We start from the raw sequence: 16,425 nt of genomic DNA on the forward strand, positions 1-16,425 counted from the left end.
AAACGGGCGCAAAGAAGCTTCAATAATGGTGTATGCCAGAAGCGTCGACCAGTTTCATGGCGATTTGACCCAAATAAGACAAGAGAAAAAAGGAGACGAGCTTGAAAGCGCGTCTTGATTCAATCGACTGGCAAATTCTTAAAGAACTGCAGAACGATGGTCGCATTACCAATGTGGAACTGGCAAGACGGGTAGGGATTTCTGCCCCACCTTGTTTGCGCCGCGTGCGCGCTTTGGAAGAGACCGGCCTGATTTCCGGCTATCGTACGCTGCTGGATGAAAAGCAGCTGGGTTATGAAGTCACCGCATTTGCCATGGTGGGCCTGCGCAACCAGACCGAAGCCGATTTGATTGCCTTTGAGAAACAGGTTGCCGACTGGCCTGTTGTGCGTGAAAGCTACATGCTTTCCGGTGAAGTCGACTTCATCCTGAAGTGCGTCACACAGGATCTGGAGAGCTTTCAGAACTTTGTTATCCGTGATCTCACGGCTGCGCCAAACGTGGACAACATTCGAACGGCGCTGACCATTCGCAAGACGAAGGACGTTCCTTCGGTGCCAATCGATTGACGAAAAAGCGGGCTTTGCGCCCGCTCTTTTTTATCATCAAGCGGCTCGGATATCCTTGAAGAACTGCTCCACTGCGGCCGCGATGGCCTCGTTGTTCCTGTGAAGCTCCTCGGCTGCTTGCTGCGCCGTTCGTGCAGCACTGTTGGCATTCGTGGCGTTGTTCAGGATGTGAGAGATCTCGTCGGTAATTCCGCTGGCATGCTGGGATGCAGACTGAATGTTCATTGAGATCTCGTTGGTTGCAGCGCCTTGCTGTTCAACCGAAGATGCGATGCTTGACGCCGCTTTGCTGACGTCCTCAATTTTTTCCGTGATCGCTGAGATTTCTTCTACGCAGCGCTTTGTCTCTGCCTGAATTGCATTGATCTTCTGCGCAATCTCGTCGGTTGCCTTGCTTGTCTGGCTGGCCAGATCCTTAACTTCACTTGCGACGACGGCAAAGCCTTTTCCAGCTTCTCCTGCACGAGCAGCCTCAATCGTTGCATTCAGTGCCAGCAGGTTGGTTTGTTCCGCGATGGCGCTGATCAGCTCCGTAACTGCGCCAATCTCGTTGGTCGCTGTTTGCAGGCCGAGGACGGTTTCATTGGCTCGATCAGCATCTTCCGAGACGAGGCGTGCAGTCTCTGCAGAGCGCGACACCTGTGTGCTGATCTCGCCCACGTTGGTGGACATCTCTTCCACAGCGGCAGCTCCACTTTGGACACTGCGTGCTGTCTCGTTGGCGGAAGTGCTAGCGGATGCAGCGGATGTTTCACTGCGATGGGCGGCTTCGGTCAGTTGCTTGGTGCATGTCTCGACCCGTTTGCCTTTGGCTTCCACATCCTTGAGAATGTCTGCAATTCCTGTCTCGAAGGAGTGGATGGCTTCTTCAAGCTGGCTAGAACGACGCTCACGTTCTTCGCGGTAAACAGTTTCATAGGCGTTGATCGAGTAGGCCATGTCCAGCATGACTGCCTTCTGGATCGCCTCCATCGCGGTCTTCAACTTTGATCGGGAGAAGCGAAACTTGCGGAGCAGGACGGCATTCAGCTCATTGAGCAGGTAGGTATAGCCGCCGATGTACCAATCTGATGAAAGGCCAATGCGTTCGTGTGCGCGGCCAATGCGTTCCACTTGCATAACGTAGTCTTCGGTAAAGCCAGAGCGAAACATGAGCGCCCAGTGTTTGGCTTGTGCCGCCTTGAGGTGCTCAACCTGTCCTGCAACAAACTCGCCCAATGGGCTTGTAGAGCCCACGTGGGCGTAGAAGCGGCTCAAGATCTCTGGCAGGTTCGTTTCAATCGTCGGCCAAAGTTGGGAGAGCGTGCGCTGCGTCTCCTGATCAATTCGAAAAAACGCCAGTCGGCGAGATAGTGATGAGGTGTCCTGCATGGCTCCCTCCCGAGAAATGCGTAAATATATCTCAGGTGATAGCGCTGTAAGTGTTAATTATCAGTATCTAAAGTTGTAATTAGTTGGCTTATTTTATCAGGGTAACCATCTGCAAATTATCGATAATATGGGTTTTGATAGTCGGCTTGCATATTTTGTTGTTTTTGGCTGCACCATCAAAGCGTGTGCCGGATTGCAAATAAAAATGCCGCCCTGAGGGCGGCATCAATGGATCGATATCTGATTGGGATCAGACAAACTCGACTTTCAAGATCTCGTAGGAACGAGCACCTCCTGGTGCCGTAACTTCGACACTGTCGCCAACGCTCTTTCCGATGAGTGCGCGTGCGATTGGTGAAGAGATGGAAATACGGTTCTTTTTCACGTCGGCTTCAACGTCGCCAACGATCATGTACTTCTTTTCTTCCTCGGTGTCTTCATCTTCAAGCGTTACGGTCGCGCCAAACTTGATGGTCTCGCCGCTCAGCTTGGTGAGATCGATCACTTCCGCGCGGCCCAGCTTGTCTTCCAGCTCGCTAATGCGGCCCTCGTTCAAGCTCTGCTGCTCCTTTGCAGCGTGGTACTCGGCGTTTTCAGAGAGGTCGCCGTGCGCACGGGCTTCGGAAATGGCGGCAATGATGCGTGGACGCTCGACTGTGGTGCGGTTCTTCAGTTCATCACTGAGCATCGCGTAACCATCAGCAGTCATTGGTACCTTATCCATGACTCCTACACCTTTCCAAGGTTGCGCCGACTTCAGTGTCCAGACGCAACAAAAAAATTGACCGGGCAGGAAATGTCCCACCCGGACGATGTCAATCTGTGAGCTTACTCAAAGTAGGACTGTAGCGGCCTTACCTCAAGATTGCCAGCTAAATACGCTTCGATGCCTTTTGCTGCGGCAACGGACCCGGCAACCGTGGTGTAGTAGGGCACCTTGTTGACCAGCGTTGAGCGGCGCAGCGAACGGCTATCGGCGATGGCTTCAGCACCTTCGGTTGTATTGAACACCAGCTGAACTTCGCCATTCTTGATAGCATCCACAATATGCGGACGCCCTTCAAGAACCTTGTTTATCTTTGAACAGGTAATCCCCTGTTGCTCAAGATATCTCTGGGTTCCTGAGGTGGCAATGATCTTAAATCCAGCTCTGTGAAGCCTTTTTGCGGCCTGAATGATGCGCGCCTTGTCTGCGTCCTTGACGGAGAAGAAGGCGGTGCCACCCGTTGGTAACGTGTGGCCGCTGGCAATCTGTGCCTTTGCAAAAGCTATTGCAAAGTCGCGGTCGATGCCCATGACTTCGCCAGTTGACCGCATCTCCGGGCCGAGGATTGTATCTACGCCGGGGAAGCGTGCAAACGGGAACACGGCTTCTTTCACGGTCATGTGGTGCAGGTGCTTGGGCTTGAGTGAGAATGACTCCAGTGTCTCACCTGCCATCACGCGTGCTGCGATCTTTGCGATCGGTTCGCCGATGGTTTTCGCCACGAACGGCACCGTTCTGGAGGCCCGTGGATTGACTTCCAGCACGTAGATCTCGTCGTCCTTGACCGCGAACTGCACGTTCATCAGGCCACCAACGTTGAGGGCCAAGGCCAGCTTGCGGGTCTGATCTTCAATTCTGCGAATGAGATCCTGTCCGATATTGTAGGCGGGAAGGGAGCAAGCGCTGTCGCCGGAATGGATGCCAGCTTCTTCAATGTGTTCCATAAGGCCACACATGAACACATCCTTGCCGTCACAGAGCGCGTCTACATCCACCTCGATGGCATTGGACAGGTAGCTATCAATCAGAACCGGTGCTTCACCAGAGACAACTACCGCTTCATGGATGTAATGCTGGAACTGCTCGTCATCGCGAATGATCTCCATACCGCGACCGCCCAACACGTATGAAGGGCGGATCACGACAGGGTAGCCGATTTCCGCGACGATCTTTTCGGCCTCTTCAGTAGAGCGGGCAATGCCGTTGTCCGGCTGCTGAAGGTCCAAATCATGAAGCAGCTTCTGGAAGCGGTCACGGTCTTCTGCGAGGTCGATCATGTCCGGAGATGTGCCAAGGATCGGAATGCCTGCATCCATTAGATCGCGGGCGAGTTTCAAGGGCGTCTGTCCGCCGAACTGCACGATCACGCCTTTAAGGGTTCCTTTTGACTGCTCCAGCTTGAGAATCTCCAGCGTATCTTCGCTGGTGAGCGGCTCGAAATAGAGGCGGTCGGATGTGTCGTAGTCGGTGGATACGGTCTCTGGGTTACAGTTGACCATGATGGCTTCGTAACCCGCATCCTTAAGAGCGAAGGCGGCATGACAGCAACAGTAGTCAAACTCGATGCCTTGCCCGATACGGTTTGGGCCACCGCCAAGAATGACCACCTTCTGACGCTCACTGGGCTCAGCCTCACATGCGGTTGCGCCTGCAAATGGTGCCTCGTAGGTAGAATACATATAGGCGGTAGGCGAAGCGAACTCCGCTGCGCACGTATCAATGCGCTTGTAGACTGGTCGTACATCGAGACGGTGACGCAGGGCCCGCACATCCTTGTCGGACTTGCCAGTCAGCGTAGCCAAACGGTGATCGGAGAAACCCATCGCCTTCAGTTTGCGCAGGCCTTCAGCATGAGCAGGAAGACCGCGTTCCTCAATGAGTTTTTCAGTGTCTACAATTGCCTTGATCTGCTCAAGGAACCATGGATCGATTTTGCAGATCGAGTGGATGTCTTTTTCACTGATACCAAGGCGCATGGCCTGCGCCACATTCAGGAGGCGATCTGGAGTAGGGGTTCCCAGAGCTTTGCGCACTGCGTTGGCGTCATCCCCTTGACCAACGCCATGGATCTCAATTGGATCGAGACCGGAAAGGCCGGTTTCAAGGCCGCGAAGTGCCTTTTGCAAGCTTTCTGCAAAGGTGCGGCCGATGGCCATCACTTCACCAACAGACTTCATGGCTGTGGTCAGGTTCGGTTCGGCGCCCTTGAACTTCTCGAATGCAAACCGGGGAATCTTGGTGACCACGTAGTCGATGGTGGGTTCGAAGGAAGCTGGTGTGGCCCCGCCCGTGATGTCGTTGTCCAGTTCATCCAGTGTATAGCCGACTGCCAGCTTGGCGGCGACCTTCGCGATTGGGAAACCTGTGGCTTTGGATGCAAGTGCGGACGAGCGAGAAACGCGCGGGTTCATCTCGATCACAACCAAGCGGCCATTTTCCGGATTGACTGCGAACTGCACGTTAGAACCGCCGGTTTCAACGCCGATCTCGCGCAGCACTGCCAGAGAGGCGTTGCGCATGATCTGATATTCTTTGTCAGTCAGCGTGAGGGCCGGTGCAACGGTGATGGAATCGCCGGTGTGCACGCCCATTGGATCAATGTTTTCAATGGAGCAGATGATGATGCAGTTATCCGCTTTGTCGCGGACCACTTCCATCTCGTATTCTTTCCAGCCCAGCAGGCTCTCATCAATAAGCACCTGGCCGGTAGGGGAGGCCTCGATGCCTGAGCGGACAATGGTTTCGTACTCTTCGCGGTTATATGCAACGCCGCCGCCGGTGCCTCCCAGCGTGAAGGCTGGGCGGATGATGGCTGGAAGGCCAATTTCTTCCAGGTGACGCATCGCCGTTGCGAAGCCTGCGCCGCGGTCATATCCGACGATCGCGCCAGCTTCGTTGCGGATGGGCGGAGAAGAGGCGATGGCTGCTCTGGGGTTTTCGAGGCCGATCTTGTCCATTGCCGCGCGAAACTTTTCGCGGTCCTCAGCCTTGTCGATGACATCCGCCTTCGCGCCTATCATTTCGACATTGTATTTCGATAGAACGCCGCGCTCTTCCAGAGCCAGCGCACAGTTCAGCGCAGTCTGGCCGCCCATGGTTGGCAGCAGTGCGTCTGGGCGCTCCTTGGCGATGATCTGCTCAACGATCTCAGGTGTGATTGGTTCGATGTAAGTCGCATCGGCCAAATCCGGATCCGTCATGATTGTTGCCGGATTAGAGTTGACCAAGATAATTCGGTAGCCTTCTTCTCGCAGCGCTTTACAGGCCTGAGTGCCGGAATAGTCGAACTCACAGGCCTGACCAATCACGATGGGGCCTGCCCCGATGATCAAAATAGATTGGATGTCGTTGCGTTTTGGCATGATTACTCACAGTCGTTCGCACGGAGAGCGTCAGGTACAACAGAGGCGTTGAACCATGCGCTATTTTCCTATTGCAGTTATGTCGGCTGAGCGAGCGTTATAAGAAATATTCCGAGGATGTAAAACCCTTAGAGCGCAAGTTAGCCGAAAATGTCGTCTTTATGATTAGAAATCGTCGGATGGGACTGGGTCGTGATCCAAAGGCAGGATGCGTTCGCCGTTGTAGTCGGCGACGCCTTGTGTCAGAGCAAAGCAGGCCAGCCGGACCGATTTAGGGATCTCGACTGGTCGGCCGTCGCGCTTGCCTTTTTCATAGTACTGGATCATTCGCTTTTTCAGCCCAAGATACTCTGCGGCCTCTTTTTGTTTGAGGCCGAGGGATCGTCGCCATGCTTTGAACTGTTCAGGGCGCATTTCCGGCTCTGTAAGGTTTTGCGTGTCCATTCAAGGTCTTCGCTTAGTTGTATGAAAAAAGGCAACACAAGTTTGCCACATGCCTAGCGAAATACAAATGCATAAATTGACAGATTTGCTCCAAAAGACCTCAGTGTTGGCTGGGGTTCCGCGGTGATGGCATCCCGAGAGTGGGGTGCTCTGCTACAATTTCGTGCTGGCGGCTCCCTGAATCACCTCAGCAGATGAGCATTTCTGTGAGGCATTCTCAACAAATGCGGAGCGCACACAGAGCGTTTAAAGGACGCGAACTGCGGAATGCGCTCTGCAATTTCTGTGAATTATTTGGAATTTGAGGGGTAAGAAATCCGATAGTGGCTTGGAGTGACGTGAGGAAAAATCTATTTTGACGTAAATGTACGTCGCGTAATTTTGACCGTTTAGGAAAATTAGTATCGAGGAAAACGTTTTCTTTTCAGGAGGAATACTTCGAGCGTGGCTCCTCTCATCCTGCGGAAAGGGTTAGAGTTAACATGAACGACTGTCTCTGATTACTTGGTAGGTATCTACGTTCTGCGGTCGGTTGATTTTTAACTAATTTCTTCTTTGTCGTATTGTGTGACTGCACGCTGCCGTTGTGTATACGTTACGCAGGGGAAGTAAAAAAACTTGACCGTCGGGTGTATTTTTTCGAGCGCATTGTGTAAATTATCAATAATTTCGCGCTCAGAAAATAACGACAGAGCGCGGAAGCGGATTGCAATGCTGTTTTCTGGCGCATCACGAGTGTCTCTGCGGGTACATTCGAGTTCAATCAGAAGTGGCAGCTGGTCTTAGAGCTATTACATAGTAACGAGCTGAAGAGTGGTATTACGGGGGGTAATGACGAGGTCACGCCGACTTAGGTGGGAAGTGGTGCGATCGAGTCTTTATAGCTCTTCAAAAATGGTGAATTAAGAAACCACCGGGCAAAATGGAAATGAACACAATTCCGACCAAGCTTGATGTAGTTCCTGATATTGCAGGGCCAATTCGCGATGATGATGGTGACGGTCAGCTGCTGGCTATCTCCGAAATGTCCGAGTTGTTCGGCGTTACTCTTCGCACACTCCGTTTCTACGAGGAAAAGGGTCTTTTGAACCCAGTGCGTCGTGGTGCTCGTCGTTTCTACCGTGCACGCGACGTGGGTCGCATGCGGGTCATCCTTCAAGCGAAGAAGATTGGCCTTACTTTGGCAGAAGTTCGCCGCATCATTAAGCTGGTTGAAAGCGGAACAGCCCGCGATAAGCAGCTTGGCGAGCTGAAAGAAATTTGCGCTGCACAGGAGCAGCTGCTGCTGGAGCAAGAGCAGGCGCTGAAAGAGCAGATCGCAGAGGTTCGCGGTGTTGTATCCGCTCTGAGCCAGGTTCTGGAGAGCGAACTGGCTTAATCGTCAGTTCCGACAAGTTTTTATGCAAAAGCCGGCCGCTTGCGCGCGCCGGCTTTTGCATTTTTATCTGCCGACTAAGGGGAGCCGCGTCGGGCTCCCGCTAGCCTTTCAGCTTGCCGCTGCTTCCATATAGCCGGTGAACTTCTGAAAGAGGTATTGGCTGTCCTGTGGTCCAGGTGAGGCCTCTGGATGGTATTGGACGGAGAACACGGGCTTGTCTTTGAGCTTGATGCCGCAATTCGAGCCATCAAACAAAGATGTATGTGTCTGCTCAATACATCCTGGCAGGCTCTCTGCATCCACTGCAAAGCCATGGTTCATGGAGGTGATCTCAACCTTTCCGGTGGTCAGATCTTTCACAGGGTGGTTTGCGCCGTGATGGCCCTGATGCATCTTTTGCGTCTTGCCGCCCAAGGCCAACGCGAGCATCTGGTGACCGAGGCAAATCCCGAAGATGGGCTTTCCGCTGTCGATAAGGCTCTTGATGGTTGGTACAGCATAGGCACCAGTGGCAGCCGGGTCGCCCGGACCATTGGACAGGAAGATGCCGTCCGGATTCAGCTCCAATATTTCTTTGGCTGAAGTCTCAGCCGGGACAACCGTGACCTTGCAGCCTGCTTCGGCAAGCAGGCGCAGAATGTTGCGCTTTACGCCATAGTCGATGGCAACGACGTGGTGTTTGGGCGTGCTTTGGTTGCTGTAGCCCTCATCCCACTTCCATGTGGCCTCTTGCCAGTCATAGCGCTGCGCGGTTGTAACCTCTGCGGCCAGATCCATACCCTCCAGGCCCGGGAATGCCTTTGCCTGATTGACGAGCGCTTCTTTATCGAAGTTCCCTTCCGGGTCGAATGCGATAACGGCATTTGGCATGCCAGTTTCGCGGATGAGGGCCGTGAGGGCTCGTGTGTCTACACCCGCGATCGCGACAATCCCTCGAGCCTTGAGCCATACATCGAAATTCTTGGCTGCTCGGTAATTGGATGGTTCCGTGATGTCTGCTCGCAAGACCGCGCCTCGGACGCCGGTGTTGGCGGCCATGTTTACGGTTTCGATATCCTCGTCGTTGGTGCCGACGTTACCTATATGTGGAAAGGTAAAGGTTATGATCTGGCCCGCGTAGGAAGGATCAGTCAGGATCTCTTCGTAGCCAGTGATGGCGGTGTTAAAGCACACCTCGCCGGTCGCTGAACCCGTCGCGCCAAGGCCAAAACCCTCGATGACGGTGCCGTCAGCGAGGACTAGGAGGGCTGTTGGCAGGGTTGCGGACCAAGCATCTACAGGTTTCATGTCTTGCTTTCTTGATACGGTTGGTGACATCATGCGGCCATCAACAGCTTGCTACAGGGGTTGACTTTAGCTCACTGCAGTCGCATCAAGGCTGGGAATGTAGGAGATGGCTCCGAACTGGTCAATATCACTTATTGTGAATTAAAGCCGCTTGATTTCAGAGAATTACATCAAAATCTAAAATCGAATTAGACTGTCATTATTAGCCAGTGGACGATTTTTAAACTAGGGTTCCATGTAATGCTGCGTGAAAAACTGGCCGATGCCTTGAAGCAGGCTTTGGAGAGCAATGACAAGAGAAGAGCCGCAACCCTAAGGCTGATCAGCGCTGCCATCAAGGATCGTGAAACGGCGGCGCGTGAGCAGGGCCGCGATGGTGTGTCTGAAGAAGAGGTGCTCAACCTGCTGCGGCACATGGTTGACCAACGCATGCATGAGTGCGTTACATGCGAGAAGACCGGCAACACCGTGCTCGCCTTGCAGGAACAGCAGGAAGCTGACCTGATCCGCGAGTTCCTTCCGCCGCAGCTTTCCGAGTATGAAGTGCGCCTGATCTGCAAGACCGTTGTTGACAACCTGGAAGCCAAAGGGCTTCGCGATATGGGGCGCTGCATGTCGGTGCTGAAGGACAAATACCCCGGCCAGATGGACTTTGCCAAAGCAAGCTGCGTCGTCAAAGAGCTTTTGCGGCCAGCGGCGCAATAGTCCTTCTCTGCCTCTGGATTAGTTTTCTTCACATGTGTAATGCCTAGCTTGACGTTGTTTGGCGTCTTTGGCTTAACTCGTCCATCAATGGCCATCATAGTGGCTCCTCAGAGGTACCTTTACTCGCATGCGCTTTGCTCCGCAGTTGCTCGATGATATTCGCAATCGATTGCCCTTGTCAGAGGTGGTTAGTCGCCGTGTAACTTGGGATCGGCGAAAGTCGCAGCCGGGCAAAGGGGACTATTGGGCGTGCTGTCCGTTCCATCAGGAAAACACACCCAGCTTCCACGTTGATGACCGCCGCAATCGATATAAGTGTTTTGGCTGCGGGGTGTCGGGGGACCACTTTCGCTTTTTGACGGATACGGAAGGCTTGAGCTTTCCGGAGGCTGTGGAGCAGCTTGCGGAAATGGCAGGCGTTGCGCTGCCGGCACCAGATCCGCAAGCGGCCAAGAAGCAGCAGCAGCGTACAAGCCTGACGGATGTATGTGAGCTTGCAGCCAAGTATTTTCGATCTGTCTATCTCAGTCCTCAAGGCGAGCACGTGCGCGCCTATGCCGCGCGGCGTAAACTCTCTGCTGAAGTGCAGGAAGAGTTCGTGTTCGGATTTGCCCCTCCGGGACGCGACAATCTGAAGAAAGCGCTGTTGGAACGGGGCGTGGAAGAGGCCATGCTCGTTGAGGCTGGTCTTGTCATCAAGCCGGATGACGGACGCCCGTCCTACGACCGGTTTCGCAACCGTTTGATGATCCCGATCCACGATGAGCGTGGCCGTGTGGTGGCATTTGGCGGCCGAACCATGGATCCCGAGGGGCAGCCAAAGTACCTCAACTCGCCCGAGACGCCGATCTTCTACAAGGGCACGATGTTGTTCAACGCGCACAGAGCGCGGCAACCTGCCTTTGAGAGCAAGCAGGCCATCGTCGTTGAAGGCTATATGGATGCCATTGCTGTGTGGCAAGCAGGCTTTAAAGGCGTTGTGGCCAGTCTGGGTACGGCGTTTACGGAAGAGCAGTGCGTGCGCCTTTGGAAGTTCGCAGACGAGCCGATCATCTGCTTTGATGGGGACGCCGCCGGCATTTCGGCTGCTCATCGTTCCATTGATCGCATTCTTCCTGTGCTTGCAAGCGGCAAGTCGTTTCAGTTTTCGTTGTTGCCGGATGGCAAAGACCCTGATGACCTGATTTCTGAGAAGGGGCCGCAGGGGTTCAATGAGGAACTTGCCAAGGCGCTGCCGCTTTCTCAGGTTGTTTGGGACCGGGAGACAAGTCAGGCGCGCATAGACACGCCAGAGCGCAAGGCGGCTCTGGAAAAGGCATTTGATGATCTTATCGCGACGATCAAGGATGAGCGCGTTCGCAACCGCTATCAACGCGATTTCCGATTGCGGCTCTCCAACCTGTTTTATGAGGAAAGCCGACGTGCCCGTGGCGCCACTGGCAGTGGAGACAGGAAACAAGGCGGCAGCTGGAACCAGGCCTCTGGAAAGCAAGGCCGTTACGAAGTGCGTGGCTTTCAGAGCCGTGTTGCTGCGCCGGAGACCGCCAAGTTTGGCACCGAGCGCACGCTCTGCGCCATGTGCCTGACCTTTCCGGATTTGTTCGATCGGCATTACGAGCGCATATCGCAGCTTCATTTCACCAATGAACTCCACCAGAGGTTCATGGATGAGTATTGCCGGTTCTCTACCGACCTCAAGCGCGAGTCCGTGGCTGCCTATTTCAGTCAACTTGATGATCGCTTCTATCGCATCCTGTCTGAGGTGCGCGGGTCCGAGCTCGAAGCAGCGGAAGCGCCAATTGCAGCGGGTGTACATAAGTGGGATGAGCTGCGTCATCGCTTGCCCATCTTGAAGATGAATCCGCCAGAAGACTTCATTGAGCAAATGTTTGTGCACTTCATGGATGTGATCGAGCTTGAGCAGTTGGAGCGCGAGCTGAATGAAGAGCTTGAAGCTGTCTCTGAGAACCTTGATGAGGATGGCTGGGTTCGTATTCAGGCTTTGACGCAATCTTTGTCCCGTCGGCGGGAAGAATGCGCAAGAGAAGATCAGGAACTTGCAGAACGTGCAAAGCGCATGCGTTCGGCAAAGCCAACTTATGACCAGGAAGGCGGCGCGGCGGCTTTTTAGGTTGAGGCCCCTGTATCTGACCAAAACTTTGCGCAATTTAGCAAAAATTAGATTGCTCAGTGTCGAATCACACTTGCGAATCACGCAAGGCAAGCTAAATACACAAGACAAACAGCAAATAGGAGCGCCGCAGACCATTGCAGAGGTCACTAAGGCGAATTGAGAATCTGGTTTTATGCTGTTGCAATCCATCTTTTGCCGGAGAACGAGCCACGGGTTCGCGCGTCTATCTTTTGAGAAAGGATAGATAACCGCGAAAAACACGTGCACTGTTTCGCGCCCCGAAGATGGACCTGAGGGTTTAATCACGCAGTTGGATGCAGCTGGCCCTTTGGCGTCAACAGTAGATAGTTTGGTCCGCCCGTACGCGTGGCAGGCCAAGAGTAGAAACGCGATAACCGCGAGGCATTGCCCGCGGCTTTGGAGCAAAATATGGCGACGAAGGCGACGCAAGCTGAAGATACACAGGAACAGGCAGCAGGTGGAGAAGGCCAGGACGGCCCTCTTCTTGATCTGTCTGTCGCCGCCGTCAAGAAGATGATCAAGACCGCGAAAAAGCGCGGTTATGTCACTTACGACGAGCTGAATGAGGTTCTTCCGCCTGAACAAGTAAGCTCCGAGCAGATTGAAGACACGATGTCCCTTCTTTCCGAGATGGGAATTAACGTGATCGAAGCTGAGGAAGCTGAAGAGAGCAAGGAAGAAGAGGTAGAGGGCGGAGATCTTGTCGTCGCGGCCAGCACGGCCGTTGCCAAGACAACCACCACCCGCGAACCTTCTGACCGTACCGATGACCCGGTGCGCATGTACCTGCGTGAAATGGGCTCTGTGGAGCTGCTTTCTCGTGAAGGTGAAATCGCAATTGCAAAGCGCATCGAGGCTGGCCGTGAGGCCATGATCGCTGGTCTTTGCGAAAGTCCGCTGACCTTTCAGGCGATTATCATTTGGCGCGACGAACTGAACGAAGGCAAGGTTCTGCTTCGCGACATCATCGACCTTGATGCGACCTATGCGGGCCCTGACGCCAAGGCTGGCCCTTCCGAAGAAGACCTGGAAGAGCAGGAGGAGGCTGGCGAGGGCGAGGTGCCGGATGCGGTTCGCCAGCGCGAGCTGGAAGAGCGCAAGAAAAAAGCTGAAGAAGCCAAGCGGGCTGACGGCAATGGCGCGGCCGAAGCTCCTGCACCGGCTGAGGGCGAAGAAGGCGAGGGCACCGGCGAGGACGAGGACGACGACGAATACGAAGCAAACGTCTCTTTGTCTGTTATGGAAGCTGAGCTGAAGCCGAAGGTTGTTGAGACCTTCGACCGCATTGCTGAAGACTACGCAAAGCTGCGCAAGCTGCAGGACCAGCTGGTTGAAAACAAGCTGGCCAACAAGACCCTGTCTCCGTCTCAGGAGCGTCGCTACAAGAAGCTCAAGGAAGACATCATCATCGAGGTGAAGAGCCTCTCCTTGAATGCAAATCGTATCGAAGCGCTGGTTCATCAGCTTTACGACATCAACAAGCGTTTGATGGGGTACGAAGGCCGCCTGCTTCGTATTGCAGATGGACACGGCGTGAACCGCGCTGAGTTCGTGAAGTACTATCAGGGCAACGAGCTGGACCCGAACTGGATTCGCAAGGTTGCCAATCTTTCCGGTCGCGGATGGAAGAAGTTCGTCGCCAATGATGGCGACATGATCCGGGAACTGCGCCAGGAGATTCAAACTCTTGCCACTGAAACGGGTCTGGAAATCACCGAGTTCCGCAAGATCGTTTCCATGGTGCAAAAGGGTGAGCGCGAGGCGCGCATCGCCAAAAAGGAAATGGTGGAAGCCAACCTGCGTCTGGTTATCTCCATTGCCAAGAAATACACCAACCGCGGACTTCAGTTCCTTGACCTCATTCAGGAAGGCAACATCGGCCTGATGAAGGCGGTCGACAAGTTCGAATACCGCCGTGGTTACAAGTTCTCGACCTATGCCACATGGTGGATCCGTCAGGCGATTACCCGTTCCATCGCGGACCAGGCTCGCACGATCCGTATCCCGGTTCACATGATCGAGACGATCAACAAGATCGTACGCACTTCCCGTCAGATCCTTCACGAGATTGGCCGTGAGCCAACACCGGAAGAACTGGCCGAAAAGCTTCAGATGCCACTTGAGAAGGTGCGTAAGGTTCTCAAGATTGCGAAGGAGCCGATCTCCCTTGAGACGCCAATTGGCGATGAGGAAGACAGCCATCTGGGTGATTTCATTGAGGACAAGAACGCGATCTTGCCAATCGATGCGGCCATTCAGGCGAACCTGCGTGAAACCACGACCCGCGTTCTGGCCTCTTTGACGCCGCGCGAAGAGCGCGTTCTGCGTATGCGCTTTGGTATCGGCATGAACACCGACCACACTCTGGAAGAGGTTGGTCAGCAGTTCTCCGTTACCCGTGAACGTATCCGCCAGATTGAAGCCAAGGCTCTGCGTAAGCTGAAGCATCCTTCGCGGTCTCGTAAACTGCGCTCGTTCCTCGACAGCTAGACGACAAGCCAGTTCCAGACTTGAAAAGCCCGCCATTTCGGCGGGCTTTTTCGTTGGAACCGCTCTTGGCAAAACGAGAGGGTTGCCACGTTGTCTGCCTGATCTCAGTTTCCCATAACCCATCTTAAGGAGGATAAGGTTCAACGGGTTTTGCCGAAGTCTTGATGGGCTATTGCACGAGATGCTTTTGCAGGCGGAATGAGAGCAGGGCGGCGATGGCGGAGAGGATGGCCATGATGCCGAAGACGGTTGGGCTGTGACCAGATGGAAAATGAAAATCGATGCCAATGGCTAATGCAGAATGGCGCCACTACGTTCCCGAAAATAGAGTTCGTGATTGAATGTCAAGACAACTTGGATGGGGATGAGTTTTTGGATTTTTGTGACTTAAGGTGCAAGGTGCAAGGTCTTGGTTTTAGTTGGTGCGGTATACCAAGGCCTTTGAGAACGCTTCTGTCATTACAGTAAGAAAACCCAGTAACAATCAAACGTCTCGTGAGAGGCTATTAAAGTAGCCAGTTCATACACGCTATCGGATGACCCCACCGAAACTCGGTGGGGTCTGCTATTGATCAAATAATACTTATGGCCGGTTCCGTTATGCAAACCTGAAATCATCCGCCAATAGTAAGTCTACGTCGAAGTCTTTGAGAGTTATAGACTGTCCTAAATAGCTTATGACGGCATCCGCACCACTGTCTGAGAAAGACAGGTCGCTGAGGAGTACATCCGAAAACTCAATTACATCAATGCCGTCTTCAAAATCTTGGATAATATCATTGTTGGCTACGGACGAGAAAAAGAATGTGTCACTTCCCGTTCCTCCTATGAGGGTATCCGCGCCGATGCCGCCTCTCAGGAAGTCGTTTCCTTCTCCGCCATTCAGTGTGTCGTCTCCGCCATATCCCAGCAGCACGTCATCACCTTGACGTCCGTTCAGTACGTTTGCGAAGTCTGAGCCCCGCATTTCTTCTTTTCCAACCGAGCCATTTACGTTCTCGATGTTTCTGTATTGATCGCCTTCGGCGACACCGCCGGTACCGGTTCCGGTCCTGAGGTCAATTATTGAGCTGAGATTTGCATCTCTGTATTCGGTGTAGCTAATCCAGTCGACACCGTTGCCGCCGTCCATGAGATCCGCGCCGATGCCGCCTCTCAGGAAGTCGTTTCCTTCACCGCCATTCAGTGTGTCGTCTCCGCCATATCCCAGCAGCACGTCATCACCTTGACGTCCGTTCAGTACGTTTGCGAAGTCTGAGCCCCGCATATCTTCTTTTCCAACCGAGCCATTCACGTTCTCGATGTTTCTGTATTGATCGCCTTCGGCGACACCGCCGGTACCGGTTCCGGTCCTGAGGTCAATTATTGAGCTAAGATTTGCATCTCTGTATTCGGTGTAGCTAATCCAGTCGACACCGTTGCCGCCGTCCATGAGATCCGCGCCGATGCCGCCTCTCAGGAAGTCGTTTCCTTCTCCGCCGTTCAGTGTGTCGTCTCCGCCATATCCCAGCAGCACGTCATCACCTTGACGTCCGTTCAGTACGTTTGCGAAGTCTGAGCCCCGCATTTCTTCTTTTCCGACCGAGCCATTTACGTTCTCGATGTTTCTGTATTGATCGCCTTCGGCGATTCCGCCGGTACCGGTTCCGCTCCTGAGGTCAATTATTGAGCTGAGATTTGCATCTCTGTATTCGGTGTAGCTAATCCAGTCGACACCGTTGCCGCCGTCCATGAGATCCGCGCCGATGCCGCCTCTCAGGAAGTCGTTTCCTTCACCGCCATTCAGTGTGTCGTCTCCGCCATATCCCAGCAGCACGTCATCACCTTGACGTCCGTTCAGTACGTTTGCGAAGTCTGAGCCCCGCATTTCTTCTTTTCCGACCGAGCCATTTACGTTC

At 53.8% G+C, this 16,425-nt stretch carries 11 protein-coding genes; 5 read left to right on the forward strand and 6 right to left on the reverse strand.

Translation table 11 applies throughout. From position 1 onward, the window contains the following. The first annotated feature begins 101 nt into the window (after window positions 1-101). Window positions 102-569, forward strand: a complete 468-nt coding sequence (locus Q3Y58_RS10315; RefSeq protein ID WP_274218410.1) for an Lrp/AsnC family transcriptional regulator — start codon at window positions 102-104, stop codon at window positions 567-569. Window positions 570-605: 36 nt separating this feature from the next. Here the strand turns inward: Q3Y58_RS10315 and Q3Y58_RS10320 are convergent, their stop codons facing one another. The 4 genes from Q3Y58_RS10320 to Q3Y58_RS10335 all read right to left on the reverse strand — a co-directional run bounded on the left by Q3Y58_RS10320 (window position 606) and on the right by Q3Y58_RS10335 (window position 6,512). Further along, window positions 606-1,940, reverse strand: a complete 1,335-nt coding sequence (locus Q3Y58_RS10320; RefSeq protein WP_319622165.1) for a globin-coupled sensor protein — start codon at window positions 1,938-1,940, stop codon at window positions 606-608. Between the two features lie 250 nt (window positions 1,941-2,190). Then, the gene (greA, locus tag Q3Y58_RS10325; protein ID WP_274218412.1) at window positions 2,191-2,664 is read right to left on the reverse strand and encodes a transcription elongation factor GreA; all 474 of its coding nucleotides are present in this window, start codon (window positions 2,662-2,664) and stop codon (window positions 2,191-2,193) included. A gap of 104 nt (window positions 2,665-2,768) precedes the next feature. Beyond that, window positions 2,769-6,068: a carbamoyl-phosphate synthase large subunit gene (gene carB, locus Q3Y58_RS10330; RefSeq protein WP_319622166.1), complete on the reverse strand. Its 3,300-nt coding sequence runs from the start codon at window positions 6,066-6,068 to the stop codon at window positions 2,769-2,771. 165 nt (window positions 6,069-6,233) lie between these two features. Then, window positions 6,234-6,512 carry a helix-turn-helix domain-containing protein gene (locus Q3Y58_RS10335; protein WP_274218414.1) on the reverse strand — a complete coding sequence of 93 codons (279 nt, stop codon included), beginning with the start codon at window positions 6,510-6,512 and terminating at the stop codon, window positions 6,234-6,236. 922 nt (window positions 6,513-7,434) lie between these two features. Between Q3Y58_RS10335 and Q3Y58_RS10340 the strand changes: the two genes are divergently transcribed. Further along, window positions 7,435-7,890 carry a MerR family transcriptional regulator gene (locus Q3Y58_RS10340; protein WP_274218415.1) on the forward strand — a complete coding sequence of 152 codons (456 nt, stop codon included), beginning with the start codon at window positions 7,435-7,437 and terminating at the stop codon, window positions 7,888-7,890. Between the two features lie 108 nt (window positions 7,891-7,998). Here the strand turns inward: Q3Y58_RS10340 and carA are convergent, their stop codons facing one another. Further along, window positions 7,999-9,177 (reverse strand): glutamine-hydrolyzing carbamoyl-phosphate synthase small subunit, encoded by a 1,179-nt coding sequence (gene carA / locus Q3Y58_RS10345; protein WP_319622167.1) that lies wholly within the window; start codon window positions 9,175-9,177, stop codon window positions 7,999-8,001. Between the two features lie 240 nt (window positions 9,178-9,417). Between carA and Q3Y58_RS10350 the strand changes: the two genes are divergently transcribed. The 3 genes from Q3Y58_RS10350 to rpoD all read left to right on the forward strand — a co-directional run bounded on the left by Q3Y58_RS10350 (window position 9,418) and on the right by rpoD (window position 14,527). Further along, window positions 9,418-9,882 (forward strand): GatB/YqeY domain-containing protein, encoded by a 465-nt coding sequence (locus Q3Y58_RS10350; RefSeq protein ID WP_274218417.1) that lies wholly within the window; start codon window positions 9,418-9,420, stop codon window positions 9,880-9,882. Between the two features lie 127 nt (window positions 9,883-10,009). After that, window positions 10,010-12,013, forward strand: coding sequence for a DNA primase (dnaG, locus tag Q3Y58_RS10355; protein ID WP_319622168.1), 2,004 nt, complete (start codon window positions 10,010-10,012; stop codon window positions 12,011-12,013). A gap of 432 nt (window positions 12,014-12,445) precedes the next feature. Next, a complete protein-coding gene (gene rpoD / locus Q3Y58_RS10360; protein ID WP_319622169.1) occupies window positions 12,446-14,527 on the forward strand; it encodes an RNA polymerase sigma factor RpoD in 2,082 nt (693 codons plus the stop codon). 598 nt (window positions 14,528-15,125) lie between these two features. Here rpoD and Q3Y58_RS10365 read toward each other — a convergent pair. Further along, a partial coding sequence (locus tag Q3Y58_RS10365) for a calcium-binding protein (protein ID WP_319622170.1) occupies window positions 15,126-16,425 on the reverse strand: 1,300 nt, incomplete at its 5' end.

Source organism: Nesiotobacter zosterae, from assembly GCF_033843645.1.
Classification (GTDB): Bacteria; Pseudomonadota; Alphaproteobacteria; order Rhizobiales; family Stappiaceae; genus Pseudovibrio; species Pseudovibrio zosterae.

Coding starts and splice junctions, on each gene's coding strand:
- Q3Y58_RS10320 (WP_319622165.1), bottom strand. CDS start 1,940: ATGCAGGACACCTCATCACTATCTCGCCGACTGGCGTTTTTTCGAATT.
- Q3Y58_RS10340 (WP_274218415.1), top strand. CDS start 7,435: ATGGAAATGAACACAATTCCGACCAAGCTTGATGTAGTTCCTGATATT.
- greA (WP_274218412.1), bottom strand. CDS start 2,664: ATGGATAAGGTACCAATGACTGCTGATGGTTACGCGATGCTCAGTGAT.
- carA (WP_319622167.1), bottom strand. CDS start 9,177: ATGAAACCTGTAGATGCTTGGTCCGCAACCCTGCCAACAGCCCTCCTA.
- rpoD (WP_319622169.1), top strand. CDS start 12,446: ATGGCGACGAAGGCGACGCAAGCTGAAGATACACAGGAACAGGCAGCA.
- dnaG (WP_319622168.1), top strand. CDS start 10,010: ATGCGCTTTGCTCCGCAGTTGCTCGATGATATTCGCAATCGATTGCCC.
- carB (WP_319622166.1), bottom strand. CDS start 6,068: ATGCCAAAACGCAACGACATCCAATCTATTTTGATCATCGGGGCAGGC.
- Q3Y58_RS10350 (WP_274218417.1), top strand. CDS start 9,418: ATGCTGCGTGAAAAACTGGCCGATGCCTTGAAGCAGGCTTTGGAGAGC.
- Q3Y58_RS10335 (WP_274218414.1), bottom strand. CDS start 6,512: ATGGACACGCAAAACCTTACAGAGCCGGAAATGCGCCCTGAACAGTTC.